The 12166-nt window shown below is 59.1% G+C and carries 12 protein-coding genes; 6 read left to right on the plus strand and 6 right to left on the minus strand.

Annotated features, from left to right (window positions below; translation table 11 throughout):
- Window positions 1–120: 120 nt before the first annotated feature.
- From ACKF11_RS00835 to ACKF11_RS00845, 3 genes are read right to left on the minus strand one after another with little or no spacing between them, the layout of a single operon-like run.
- Window positions 121–2394: a CHASE2 domain-containing protein gene (locus tag ACKF11_RS00835; RefSeq protein ID WP_407995620.1), complete on the minus strand. Its 2274-nt coding sequence runs from the start codon at window positions 2392–2394 to the stop codon at window positions 121–123.
- 17 nt (window positions 2395–2411) lie between these two features.
- A complete protein-coding gene (locus ACKF11_RS00840; protein WP_407995621.1) occupies window positions 2412–4043 on the minus strand; it encodes a FecR family protein in 1632 nt (543 codons plus the stop codon).
- 19 nt (window positions 4044–4062) lie between these two features.
- Entirely contained in the window at window positions 4063–4776 is a 714-nt protein-coding gene (locus ACKF11_RS00845) for a response regulator transcription factor (RefSeq protein WP_407995622.1), read from the minus strand.
- A gap of 114 nt (window positions 4777–4890) precedes the next feature.
- Between ACKF11_RS00845 and ACKF11_RS00850 the strand changes: the two genes are divergently transcribed.
- The 3 genes from ACKF11_RS00850 to ACKF11_RS00860 are packed head-to-tail and all read left to right on the plus strand — an operon-like array spanning window position 4891 to window position 6787.
- Window positions 4891–5118, plus strand: coding sequence for a hypothetical protein (locus ACKF11_RS00850; RefSeq protein WP_407995623.1), 228 nt, complete (start codon window positions 4891–4893; stop codon window positions 5116–5118).
- Window positions 5119–5132: 14 nt separating this feature from the next.
- On the plus strand, window positions 5133–5471 hold the full coding sequence (gene glnK / locus ACKF11_RS00855) for a P-II family nitrogen regulator (protein WP_011478800.1): 339 nt from the start codon (window positions 5133–5135) through the stop codon (window positions 5469–5471).
- Window positions 5472–5482: 11 nt separating this feature from the next.
- Window positions 5483–6787, plus strand: a complete 1305-nt coding sequence (locus ACKF11_RS00860) for an ammonium transporter (protein WP_407995624.1) — start codon at window positions 5483–5485, stop codon at window positions 6785–6787.
- A gap of 74 nt (window positions 6788–6861) precedes the next feature.
- On the opposite strand, the gene ACKF11_RS00865 is transcribed toward ACKF11_RS00860, so the two are convergent.
- The 3 genes from ACKF11_RS00865 to ACKF11_RS00875 form a co-directional block, all read right to left on the minus strand.
- The gene (locus ACKF11_RS00865) at window positions 6862–8826 is read right to left on the minus strand and encodes an acyltransferase family protein (RefSeq protein ID WP_407995625.1); all 1965 of its coding nucleotides are present in this window, start codon (window positions 8824–8826) and stop codon (window positions 6862–6864) included.
- A 96-nt stretch (window positions 8827–8922) separates the two neighbouring features.
- Entirely contained in the window at window positions 8923–9384 is a 462-nt protein-coding gene (locus tag ACKF11_RS00870; RefSeq protein ID WP_407995626.1) for a GNAT family N-acetyltransferase, read from the minus strand.
- Window positions 9377–10015 (minus strand): helix-turn-helix domain-containing protein, encoded by a 639-nt coding sequence (locus tag ACKF11_RS00875; protein ID WP_309564354.1) that lies wholly within the window; start codon window positions 10013–10015, stop codon window positions 9377–9379. Before ACKF11_RS00875 ends, ACKF11_RS00870 begins: the two co-directional genes overlap by 8 nt.
- 45 nt (window positions 10016–10060) lie before the next feature.
- On the opposite strand from ACKF11_RS00875, the gene ACKF11_RS00880 reads away from it, so the two are divergent.
- The 3 genes from ACKF11_RS00880 (at window position 10061) to ACKF11_RS00890 (ending at window position 12165) form a co-directional block, all read left to right on the plus strand.
- Window positions 10061–10198 carry a hypothetical protein gene (locus ACKF11_RS00880; protein ID WP_309564355.1) on the plus strand — a complete coding sequence of 46 codons (138 nt, stop codon included), beginning with the start codon at window positions 10061–10063 and terminating at the stop codon, window positions 10196–10198.
- A gap of 1 nt (window position 10199) precedes the next feature.
- The gene (locus tag ACKF11_RS00885) at window positions 10200–10925 is read left to right on the plus strand and encodes a type 1 glutamine amidotransferase (RefSeq protein WP_407995627.1); all 726 of its coding nucleotides are present in this window, start codon (window positions 10200–10202) and stop codon (window positions 10923–10925) included.
- Window positions 10926–11046: 121 nt separating this feature from the next.
- Window positions 11047–12165, plus strand: a complete 1119-nt coding sequence (locus tag ACKF11_RS00890) for an aminomethyl transferase family protein (RefSeq protein ID WP_407995628.1) — start codon at window positions 11047–11049, stop codon at window positions 12163–12165.
- Window position 12166 lies beyond the last annotated feature (1 nt).

Here is a 12166-nt window from a genome sequence, read left to right on the forward strand (position 1 = left end):
TCTGCTTAATTTACTTTTGGTTTGACGCTATCTTGCAGTAGCCAAATGCCTTGTCATAGGGATCTGACAATTGTTGACATTTGCTGGCGCGCGGGCCGGGGAAACGCTTGGGAAAAGATGCTAGGGGTGCTTGGGGACGAGGATGTGGAAGGTGCTGCCTGCGCCAGGCACGCTAGTCAGCCGCACCTCGCCCTGGTGGCGGGTGGCGACGGCCTGGACAAAGGCCAGGCCCAGGCCGGTGCCCTCGATATGAGGATGGCTTTGCTGGTGCACGCGGCTGAATGACTGGAATAGTTGCGACTGCGCTTCCGGGCTGATGCCGATGCCGGCATCCTGCACCGCGATGCTCCAATACCTGCCTGCCGTGCGGATGCTGCACGAGATGGTGGAGTGGTCCGGGCTGAACTTGATGGCATTGCTCAGCAGATTGGCGATGGCGCGTTTGAACAGGGTGCCGTCGACGCAGGCATGCGCTTCGGATGGAGTGTCGCTCAGTGTGATGGTGATGTCGCGCGCATAGGCGAGGATCCAGGCATCGTCGATCGCCTCATGCAGCAGGTCAGCCAGGTTGATATCGTTTAGCTGGTAATGGCCGGATTTGGCCCGCGTCAGCTGCACAAAGTCGTCTGCCAGCGTCAGGGCGTTGTCGGCATGTTTTTCTATCATGCTCAGCCAGCGCTCCTCGATCTTTTCCGGGCTCAGTTTCTGCAGTTCAACCAGGGAGATGATGGAGGACAGGGGCGCGCGTATGTCGTGCGTGATGAAGCGGAAGGCCTCGTCACGGTCCTTTTCCGCCTGCCAGAGCTTGGAAACGTCGATGATGCTGAATATCCAGCCGATATGCTGTTCAGCGGCATCCTTGCATGGCGCGAGCTTGACGAGCAATTCGCGCTGTTTGTCATCCTGCGCCTCCACCTCGATTTCGAGCTGGGCTTGCAGGATATCCGTGTTGATGACGGGCTGATTGCTCTGCTTGTCCTGGATATGCTGCAACAATGGCAGCAATGGTTGCTGCTGCAGCATGGCGGAGGTATCGACCCCGAAATATCCGGCCGCCGCCTGGTTGGCAATACGGATGATGCCGTCGGGATCGCAGATCAAGGTGGGGTCCGGCAGCCCGTTGACGCTATCGCTGATGAAGCGGTGCATGCCTTGCAATTGATGGGTGGCTTCATGCAGGGCGTTGATGCGCTTGTCGAGGAAATCATGGAACGCAGCGGGAGCCTGCGGTATCGACAGCATCGGGAAGTCGCGCTTGAAGGATTCGAATTCCGCAGCCAGGAAGCGGGCAGCGGTGTCCAGGCGGTGCCAGCTCCAGAGCGGATAGATCAGGATCAGGCCGAGCGCTCCTGCCGATGGTGCCAGCAAGGTGCCGAATACGATGGCTACCCCATAGGTGACCAAGAGCAACAGGAGGAGCAGCGAAAAGCTGAGCAGCAAGGCAGACAGCGGGCTCAGCAGCATGAAGCCGAGTAGGGCCAGGCTGACGAAAGCAAGGTTGAGCGCGATGTTCTGCCAGGCAGTGGCGGGCGCGAGCATGCGGCCGCTCAACTGGCTCTCGAGGATGTTGGCGAGGATTTCAACGCCAGGCATCAATAGGCCATCGCTTGAAACCGGGGTGGCGTATTGGTCGCCGATGCCGGTGGCGGTGGCGCCCACCAGCACCAGCTTGTCTTTGAATATATCGCCAGGAATTTTCCCTTCGATTACATCGCGATAGGAGATGCGGGGAAAATATCCCTCCTTCCCTGCATAAGGGATCAGCTGGGCAATGGATTGCTTCGCGCCGCTATGCTGGTGTGGGCGTTCTGCGCCTCCCAGTATGGCCTTGCTGAAGTGGGGGTATCGTACTTGGCCTGCCGATTGTTGCATGAGCGCCGAGCGTACCACTCCGTCGTAATCCACCTTGATGTGGACATGCCCGAGACCGGCTGCTGCTTGCGAGAATATGGGGGCAGGGGTTTGCACATGACGGGTTTGCCCTACCTCCCTGAAGACTACAGGCAGCGTAACCACGCCGCTTTGCCTGATGGCCCGGGCTAACAGCTGGTCGTCCTCAGGATGCTGCAGGTCGGCTTCGCTGAACAGGATGTCGAGGCCGATGGCGGCCGGCCGTTGTTCGCTGATGCGGTTGACCAGTTCTGCATGCAGGCTGCGGCGCCAGGGCCAGCGGCCGAATGTGGCGACGCTGTCGTCGTCAATTGCCACGATCACTACCTTGCCAGTCAGCGGATGCTGCTGGCTGGCAATGATGGCGTCCTGGATCAGGTCATCGGCAATGATGAGTGTGCGCTGGTGGGACAATACCGCTATCAGGACCAGGATGATCCCCGAGATCAGCAGCCAGAGCCGTTTACTGTATGAGGGAGCCGAAGATAGCGTCGTCGAGGGCATGCAGTGCGTAACGGCGCTCAGGACTTGGGTTTGTCAAACCAGGTGCGGTCGACGCCATCTTCTTCGTGCTTCACCTCGATGATGCGCGCATCGGAGAACGGTCCGGTATGGTTCTCCAGCTTGGTGGCGAGCCTGACGTAATAGCGCCCAGTCGGCAGTGACTGGAGATTGATGCTTGGGCTATCGAGTACCTGTTCGGCCACCAGGGATTCAAACTGGGGCGTGCGGCTGACCTGGGCGATATAGCGAACATCCTCCAGCTTACTAATCCAATAGGCTTGCCCCGGTATGGCGGCCGGGGTGCCGGCATCCTCGCTGATGATGATGTCGATTGGCAAACTGTATGGTCCCAGGGGACCTCCATCCCGAGAGGCTAGGGCGGCGACGCGCCAGTAGTACCGGCCTTCCGCGAGAGATTCGAGCTGGTATTGGCAATGGTCGAGGTTGTCGGCGTCCACGACAAGCTGCTGGAACTCGCGGTCGCTGGCAATTTGCAGGCGGTAGCCTTGTGCGCCTTCCACTGGCGAGCAACGCAGGATGCTGTTGCCGGCAACGATTTGTCCCTGCTGCGGCGCCAACAGCCAGGGGCTGGAAGGATGGCTGTGGATGGTGAAACGGTGCTGGGCTTCATAGCCTGCAATGCCATGGATATCCAGCGCGCGGACTGCTAGCAGGTATTCTCCATCCTGCAGGCTGGGAAGCTCCGCACTGGCCGAGTCCGATGCCGCGTTCCACAGCACTTGCTCCATGGCTTCGTCCTGGGCGATCCGGTACTGGTATTCGCTGCTGCCATCCAGGGCTGGCCAATTGAACTGCAGTAGTTCTGGTTCGTTGAGCGTAGACGGCAACTGGCTCAAGTCCGGCGCTGCCAGCAATGTTTGCACCTCTCCGAGACTGTTGTCGGTGGCCGCGATGCCTTGCCCGGCTTGCAGCATTTTTCCGGACTTGGGCTTGCCTGGCTTCGCCGGCTGCATTTCCACCTGGCCCTGGGTCACGCTGGTGGTGGAAGTGTCGCCCGCTCCCACGGTAAAGCGCGTGCCGCGTACTGCGGCCACTGCCTGCGGCGTGATGACCTTGAAATGCTGCGGATTGCGCTTGGGTGCAGGCGTCACCGAGACGTCCACGTCGCCCTGTTCCAGGTAGATGATCCTCTGACCTTGCGGCACCAGGCCGCCTTCCTTGATGCGGTCCAGGCGCACCCGGGTATTGGACAGGATGCGGGCAACGCTGTGGTCGGCAAATTCCAGCGACAGGTAGCTATTCTGGCCGGTGCGCACGATGTTGCCTTCGGTCAATTGATCGCCATGCGAGATGCTTTTGATCGTGTTGCCTGCATCGTCGACCAGCAATACTTCGCCATGGACAAAGCTGGCAGTGACGGTGCTGCTGACTTGGGGAATGAGCAGGCTGGTGCCTGGCTGCAGGCGGTGCGGGTTGGGCAGGCGGTTGAGCTTTTGGATGTCCGGCCAGGCAAGCGGGTCGCCCATATAGCGGGTGGCAAGGTTGTAAAGGTTGTCCCCGGGCTCTACGGTGTGGCTGACCGTATCGGCCTGAGCCGACGCGTGGGCCGCCAATACGAGCCCGGCCAGGAAGACCGGCCGCCAGTTAGGCCGCCATGGCGAATGTTCGTGATTGCGCACTGCGTTCATGTGATCCCCGGTAATAATATTAAGAATTCTCTTCCAGTAACGGTACCAGCGTATCGCTCTCGAGCCGGTAGCCCATGCCGTAGACCGCGGCCAGCTTGTAGCCGTTGTTGGGGTGCAGTTTCAGCTTGGAGCGTATTGCTGAAATATGCGTGTCCAATGTGCGGGTTTGCAGGTCCACCGATTGCATGCCCCAGATCTGTTCCTGGATATGCTGGCGCGACAGCAGACGCCCCTGGTTCTGGAACAGGAACAACGCCAGTTCGAACTCCTTGTTCTTGAGGGTGACCGGTATGCCGTTATGCTCGAAGCGTTGCTGCGCGACATTGCATTTATAGTTGCCCCAGACGAATTCCTGCTGCGTTTGCTGCGGGTAGAGCCGGCGCAGGAGCGCGTTGATGCGGGCGTGCAGTTCGCGCACGCGGACCGGTTTGCTCATGAAGTCGTCGGCGCCGGAGGTGAGGCCATGCACTACGTCGCGCTCGTCGCTGCGGTTGGTGATCATGAGGATGGGAATGGCTTCCTTGAGATTGGCGCGTACCCATTGCACAATTTCCGGGCCGGAAGTGTCGGGCAGCTCCCAGTCGAGGATGAGGAAGTCGAAGGTTTCGTGCTGCAGTGTGCGTAGCAAGGATTTGCCATCATTGAAGGTGTGACAGTCATGTCCCAGCGACACTACCGTTTTCTCTATGAGCTCCAGTTCCGAGTTGTTGTCATCCAAGGCAGCAAAACGCATTTCTTTTCTTTCCTTTTTTTGCATTATAGGCGCGCATGACGGAAACATGCCAAGCCATTGCGGCAATATCACGCACCACCATAGCCAATCTTATACCGCCGCCCTTCAGGGAGATTGTCAACAAATGTCAACCGCTCGGCTTGCATGGGGCGCACATTATTGGTGCATTGCGCAATTGTTGTGCATCGAAAACCGGCTGTGGAATGGCATGTGCGTATCATCTTTTTGTATGCTTTTGAAAATAAAAAGAAATTAATGCTGGCACAAGAGTTGCTGAACATCGGCTGTTCTAACGAAACAAATGAATATGCCAGGACTCTGGTGATTATCAACAATCTTTGATGCAAGGAGCATGTATGAAATTCATATCCGCTATCATCAAGCCTTTCAAGCTTGACGAAGTGCGGGAAGCTCTTTCCGCTATTGGCGTACAAGGGATTACCGTCACCGAGGTGAAGGGATTCGGACGCCAAAAGGGGCATACCGAGCTTTACCGCGGCGCTGAATATGTGGTGGATTTTCTTCCTAAAGTGAAACTGGAGGTCGCCATTGAAGACAGCTTGCTGGATCAGGTGATTGACGCAATCGAGCAATCTGCCAGCACCGGGAAGATCGGGGATGGCAAGATTTTTGTCTTTGATCTTGAACAGGCTTATCGCATCCGCACCGGTGAAACCGGCGGCGATGCGCTTTGAGGGAGGGCGTCATGAAGCGATTCTTATCCATTTCCACCTTGCTGGGCGGCATGCTGGCGGCAGGTTCCTGTATGGCAGAAGAAGTAGCCGCGGAAGCACCAGCAGTCTTGAACAGCGGCGATACCGCCTGGATGATCGTGGCCACCGTGCTCGTCATCATCATGGCCGTGCCCGGCCTCGCGATCTTCTACGGCGGCATGGCACGTTCCAAAAATATGTTGTCGGTATTGATGCAAGTGCTGGTGACATTCTCCCTGCTGTCCGTATTGTGGGCGGTGTATGGCTACAGCCTGGTCTTCACCGAAGGCAACGCCTTCATCGGCGGCCTGAGCAAGGCGTTCCTGGCGGGCATTACGCCGGACAGCCTGGAAGGCACCATTCCTGAACTGCTGTTCGTCACCTTCCAGATGACGTTCGCGGCCATTACCCCGGCCCTGATCGTCGGCGGCTTTGCCGAGCGCATCAAGTTCTCCGCGGTCCTGTTGTTCATGGTGCTGTGGATGACGTTCTCCTACCTGCCCATGGCTCATATGGTCTGGGGCGGCGGCTGGATCGGCGAAATGGGCGCAGCCGACTTCGCTGGCGGCACCGTGGTGCACATGAACGCGGGTATCGCAGCCCTGGTGGGTGCCTTGGTACTGGGCAAGCGCATCGGTTACGGCAAGGAAGCCATGCCTCCGCACAACATGGTCCTGACCATGGTCGGCGGTTCCCTGCTGTGGGCTGGCTGGTTCGGCTTCAATGTCGGCAGCGAACTGGCTGCTGACGGCATGGCTGGCCTGGCGGTAGTCAATACCCAACTGGCAACCGCTGCCGCTGTCGTCGGCTGGGTGATTGCCGAATGGCTGAGCAAAGGCAAGCCTTCCATGTTGGGCGCGATTTCCGGCGCGATTGCCGGCCTGGTTGCGATCACCCCTGCTTGCGGCTTCGTAGGCCCGATGGGTGCGATCGTACTCGGCTTCATCGCCAGCCTCATCAGCTTCTGGTCCGTCACCAAGCTCAAGAACGCACTCGGCTACGACGACACCATGGACGTGTTCGGCGTCCACGGTATCGCCGGTATCGTCGGCGCGCTGGGCACTGGCATCTTCATGGCGCCATCCCTGGGCGGCGTCGGTTACGACGAAGGCGTGACCATGGGCCACCAGTTCTACGTACAAGCCGTGTCGGTTGGCTTCACCGTGGTCTACGTTGGCATCGTCAGCTACATCCTGTTTAAGATCGTGGACCTGGTGGTCGGCCTGCGTGTCTCCGAAGAGGACGAGCGCGAAGGCCTGGATACAGCGTCCCACGGCGAGCGTGCTTACCACTCCTAAATAGCCTGGCAGTTTCAGGCCTAGAGAAAAAGCCCGGCGAATGCCGGGCTTTTTATTCGTCCTTGGCGCTGGGTTTATCTGGAATCTTTATGCAGGATTGTGAGGATTTGCCTGGCACCAGCGATACTCAGGTGATTGTCGTCATAGTAGAGCGCCTGGCCATCGGCTACTGCCGGGCAGCTTCCATTCTTACAAAGTTGTTCCACCGGCTTGATGGCATGAAGGCGCTCGCCATAGGGCAGGCTATCCAGCTTTTCCAGGATGAAGGCATGGCGGGCAAAATAGAAATCGCGGCTGGTCATGTGCCCAAGGTCTTGCGGCGGTGCCTTGTGCAGAATGGACATTGGTGTGACTGCCTTGGTGATATCCATGGGCAGTTCCGGGATGGGGTACACGATATATACGTCCTTGCCAGCGGCGAGCAGGCGGTCTATGGTGGCTTTCAGACTTTGCCAGTATTCCTCCCGGAGTTCCTCGCGGCTCATGCCCGCATATTCAGCCGTGAACTTATTGACCGGGCTTTTATCCGGCAATGACGGATAGTGCTCCAGATTGCCGAACAGAGCGCGGGTATAGCTGAAGCCGATCAATACGTGCTTGATGTCCTGCCGTTGTTCCAGGTGGGCAACGGCTTCGCGCATCCAGGCGCTGCACCCAGGCTCCTTAGCTTCGAATAGCAAGGCGGGCGGGCAGCCGCTGAAGCTCAGGTGCAGCAGGCCTTCGTCCCGTTGCTTGAGCTTTTCTCCCAAGGCATAGGCCAATTCCACGGTGTGGCTGTCGCCCAATGTAGCCCAGGTAATGCGCTTGCCGAAGTATTCGCACGATTGCGCCGGTTTCAAGTAATCGGTGCCGCTGGTGTGGCATTTCTCTCTCAGTGGGCTACCGACGGCGCTGGTCATGAGTTCCGGCTGCGGGAAGCGATCGGGAAAGCCCTTGCCCTGCATCCCTGCCAGTCCCGCGGCCAGCATCACGCCTAGCGCCACGCCGGACAGCTGGAAGATGCGAGCGCGGGAATAGCGCTTCTTGTTACGGAAGGGCTGCTCCACATAGAAATAGCTGAGGATGGCGAGCAAGAAGGCGAGCGCAATCGCAATGGAAAACATCAGCGCGCTCGGATGGGACGTACTTTTCATGCGCATGAAGGCAAACAGCGGCTGGTGCCAGAGGTAGAGCGAATAGGAAATCAGGCCGATGCCGACCATGGCCCGGCTGCAAAGTAGTTTTCCCACCGCGCCGGCGGGGTCGCAAAACGCGATGATGAGGCAGGCGCCCAGCACGGGGAAAAGGGCATAGAGGCCGGGGAACGGCGTTTGCTGGTCCAGCAGAAAGACCGCGCCGATAATCAGGGCGAGCCCGGTCCAGGCCAGGCCGTTGCGTACGCCTTGGTTGAGGCCGCTCCATCTCTCCGGCCCCAGCAGCGCGAGCAGTGAGCCTGCGAGCAACTCCCAGGCGCGGCTGAAAATGAGGTAGAAGTTGGCATCGACCGCGTTCTGCCGCAGCAGGTATTCCGACAAGGCCAAGGAGGCCATGGCCAGGATCAGCATTACCCAAGTGATACTGATGCGGCGCACGAGCCAGAGCCCGGCAAGCAGTAGCGGGAATAGCAGGTAATACTGCTCTTCCACCGCCAGGCTCCAGGTGTGGAGCAGGGGCTTTTCTTCCGAGGCCGTGGAGAAGTAGCCGCTGCTGAGGTAGAAAAACACATTGGAGCCGAATGCGGCTACCGATACCAGGCTGCGCGCATAGTCGTGCAGCAGCGAGGGCGGCATGAGGAAAAATGCCGCTACGCTGGTGGCGAGCAATACGACTGCCAGGGTGGGCAAGATGCGGCGCGCGCGGCGTTCGTAGAAGTTGATGATGGAAAAGCGTTGCTGCTCGAGCTCGCCGAGCAGAATGGAGGTGATGAGGTATCCGCTGATGACGAAGAAGACGTCAACGCCGACATAACCACCGCTGAAACCAGAAAAACCGGCATGGAAGAACACCACTGCCAGCACTGCAACTGCACGTAAACCGTCTATCTCCCGCCTGTATTTCAAACCGCTCCTTTCGATCCGCTCTTGCTCTTGTTGCAAGGTGTGACAATGAGCGCAGCATGAAATTCAGCTCGGGGCGGCGCTTGCCTGATCCAACTTCTATATGAAGATATTGCGTGCCTGCAAGCGCGTGGCGTTCCAGCCCAGGTGGTCGTAATAGGCGATGGCGGGCTGGTTGTCCATGTCCACCAATAGCTGGGCGCGGGTGGCACCCTGCGTCTTGGCCCAGGCGAGGGCCTGATTCAGCAGCTGCTTGCCCAGGCCGGTTCCCCGCCATTGCGCATCGATGACCATGTCCTCGATCCAGGCGGCAGGGCTGCCCTGTGCTGTGGAGATGACCAGTTGCGCGCTGACCATGCCGACCACCTGGCCGCCGGCCAGTTGCGCCACCAGGATGGTGCCCCGGTCGGGCCGCTCCAGCAGCAGGCGCAATCCTGCGGTTTGCTTCGCCGGGTCGGGGGTGAAGTCCTGCTCTATGCTGAAGAGCTGCTGCAGCAGGCCGCACAACGCCGGGATGTCTGCAGGTTCGGCGGGGCGGACGAAGGCGGTTGGCTCACTCATGTTCGACCGGTTCTTCCGTGTCGTAATGGATGATGGCGAGAAAGCGGATCGGCAGCTTGGCATGGTATTCCGGGCGGTGGGGAATCTCGCCGCGGAAGGTGAGGGCGTCGCCCGGCTCCAGCATGTAGACTTCTTCGCCCACGCGATATCCCAGCTCGCCTTCCAGCATATAGAGGAACTCGGTGCCGCTGTGCTCGAAGGAGGGGAATTCCTCGCCCGGGTCTTCCAGGGTGATGAGGAACGGCTCGAACAGTTTCTTCGGGCCCTGGTCGTAGGCCAGCAGGTGGTAGGTATGCCCGTTGCGGGTGCCCCGGCGCACCACTTCCATGCCCTGGCCTTTTTTTACGAGCTGGGCGCCTCCCGTTGGCTGGTTATAGCCCTGGAACAGTCTCGAAATCGTCACGCCCAGGCTGTTGGCAAGCTGCTCCAGCGTGTCCAGGCTGGTGGAAACCAGGCCGTTCTCGATCTTGCTGAGCATGCCGCGGCTGATGTTGGCGCGTTCGGCCACTTCAGCAATGGTGAGCCCATGTTGCTGGCGGATATCCTTGATGACATTGCCCAGGTGCTTGCCCAGCGGTTTGCTTTCATTGTCGGTATTTGCCGGCAGCGCTTTTTTCACATGTTCCGCCATTTCTCGTCTTCTTTCTCACTTCTTAAATTACTGGAAAACAGCTTGATGGCTGCTCGTCTGATTCTTGCTTTTCTTGGCACTGTATGGCAGGAAAAGTTTCTTGAAATTAAAAAAAGTTTATTAATAATATTCCATGGCACCACATACGGCAAGGCGGCCAACCCAACACAACAGGAACCATGACATGAAACCCGTGATGATCGTGCAGTTTAGCGCTTCCGAAGGGCCGGGGCACCTTGGGGATTATCTCGTAAACGAGCATATTCCGTTCCAGGTATTGAGAATGGACCTGGGCGAGGCATTGCCGGCAGATATCCATGCATATAGCGGCCTTGCCATGATGGGCGGGCCCATGAGCGTCAATGACGATTTGCCCTGGATACCGCCCTTGTTGGCCCTGGTCAGGGAGGCTGTGGTGCAGCGCATCCCTGTGATCGGGCATTGCCTGGGAGGCCAGATGCTCGCCAAGGCGATGGGCGGGGAAGTGATGGATAGCCGTTTTACCGAGATCGGCTGGGTGCGTGCCTGGCCCGAGGCTGTGCCGCAAGCGGTGGAGTGGCTGGGCGGCCATGCCGCGCTGGACTTGTTCCAGTGGCATTACCAGACATTCTCCATCCCGCCGGGCGCGGTGCGTATCCTGCGCAGCGAGCACTGCGCCAACCAGGCCTATGTGCTCGATGACTTGCATATCGGCTTCCAGTGCCATATCGAGATGAAGGCGGAGATGGTGCGCGAGTGGTGCGGGATATCGCCGGAAGAGCTCAAGGGAGGGAGTGATGCCGACCCCGCACAGCCCATGATCCAGTCTGCCGCCGAGATAATGCATGACCTCGACGCGAGGATCGCCACGCTCAACCAATGGGCAGGGCATGTATATGCGCGCTGGGCTAAGAATCTGAAGCTGGATTAAGACAGCGGTAAGGTTGGGCCGGGCGCAGATACCACCTTGGGAGTACATCTTCGAGAGAATTTTCCGCGACTGGCGTTTTGACTATTGTTGACCTTGAAATGACCACTTCTAAGGATAAAGCATGTCAAGGAATTCGATTCTCAACGAACGCCATCGCGCCCTCGGCTCCAAACTGGACGGCGAGACCTGGAACGATATGCCCATTCCCTGGAGCTATGACGCCGATGTCCACGACGAAGTCGTCGCGGTACGTTCCAGGGCCGGGCTCTATGATGTATCGGCGCTGAATATCGTCAATGTCGCCGGCCCGGATGCCGAAAAGGCGGTGGACCGGCTGGTGGCGCGGGACATTACCAGGCTCAAGCCCGGCCATTCGTTGCTGGCGGCGGAGGTGAACGAAGCGGGGGCGATTTGCGACGACATCATGGTGATCCGCGATTCCGCCACCGCATTCCGCTTATCCCACGGCAGCGGCGCGACCAAGCAACAGCTGGCGAAGATCGCGCAAGGCCTCGACGTCCAGGTCGAGCCCGACCTCGGCGCGCATATCCTCTCGCTGCAAGGTCCCAAGTCGCTGGAGGTGCTGAGCCCCTTGCTGGCGTTCGACCTCAAGGAGCTGGCCTATTTCCAGCACAAGCCGGCCAAGCTGTGCGGCAAGGATGTCTATATCGCCCGCGGCGGATACTCCGGCGAGCTCGGCTATGAAATCTACTGCCGCGCGGAAGACGCGGTGCTGCTGTGGGACGAATTGCTGACAGCCGGTGAGCCGTTCGGCGTGATTCCCGCCTCATGGAACTCCCTGGAGCTCACGCGCATAGAGGCGGCGTTGCTGTTCTTCCCGTTCGAGATGATAGAAGGCGATACCACGCCATGGGAGGTCAACATGGCATGGGGCGTCGATCTCGACAAGCCGGGCGACTATATCGGCAAGGCCGCCGTGCTGGCGTCCAAGGGCAAGGAGCGCGTGCGCCAGATAGGGCTGGTCTGCCAGGCGGCGGTTGCCGTGGAAGCCGGCGCACCTATTCATATCGGCGGCAAGCAGGTGGGCGTGGTCACCAGCGCTTCCTATAGCCGCTATCTCATGCAGTCGCTCGCGCTGGCGCATATTGCGCCGGAGTTTGCCGCCAACGGCACCGAGGTCGAGATCCAGGGCAAGACGACCAATTGCAAGGCTTATATCGCCCCAATCCCGTTCTACGACCCGCTGCGCTTGCGCACCCATCCACGCAGCGAGGGCTGAG

Source organism: Methylobacillus draconifructus (assembly GCF_045984385.1).
In the GTDB taxonomy this organism is placed as follows: Bacteria; Pseudomonadota; Gammaproteobacteria; order Burkholderiales; family Methylophilaceae; genus Methylobacillus; species Methylobacillus flagellatus_A.

Coding starts and splice junctions, on each gene's coding strand:
- ACKF11_RS00870 (WP_407995626.1), bottom strand. CDS start 9,384: ATGAGTGAGCCAACCGCCTTCGTCCGCCCCGCCGAACCTGCAGACATC.
- ACKF11_RS00875 (WP_309564354.1), bottom strand. CDS start 10,015: ATGGCGGAACATGTGAAAAAAGCGCTGCCGGCAAATACCGACAATGAA.
- ACKF11_RS00880 (WP_309564355.1), top strand. CDS start 10,061: ATGGCTGCTCGTCTGATTCTTGCTTTTCTTGGCACTGTATGGCAGGAA.
- ACKF11_RS00860 (WP_407995624.1), top strand. CDS start 5,483: ATGAAGCGATTCTTATCCATTTCCACCTTGCTGGGCGGCATGCTGGCG.
- ACKF11_RS00840 (WP_407995621.1), bottom strand. CDS start 4,043: ATGAACGCAGTGCGCAATCACGAACATTCGCCATGGCGGCCTAACTGG.
- ACKF11_RS00845 (WP_407995622.1), bottom strand. CDS start 4,776: ATGCGTTTTGCTGCCTTGGATGACAACAACTCGGAACTGGAGCTCATA.
- ACKF11_RS00885 (WP_407995627.1), top strand. CDS start 10,200: ATGAAACCCGTGATGATCGTGCAGTTTAGCGCTTCCGAAGGGCCGGGG.
- glnK (WP_011478800.1), top strand. CDS start 5,133: ATGAAATTCATATCCGCTATCATCAAGCCTTTCAAGCTTGACGAAGTG.
- ACKF11_RS00835 (WP_407995620.1), bottom strand. CDS start 2,394: ATGCCCTCGACGACGCTATCTTCGGCTCCCTCATACAGTAAACGGCTC.
- ACKF11_RS00890 (WP_407995628.1), top strand. CDS start 11,047: ATGTCAAGGAATTCGATTCTCAACGAACGCCATCGCGCCCTCGGCTCC.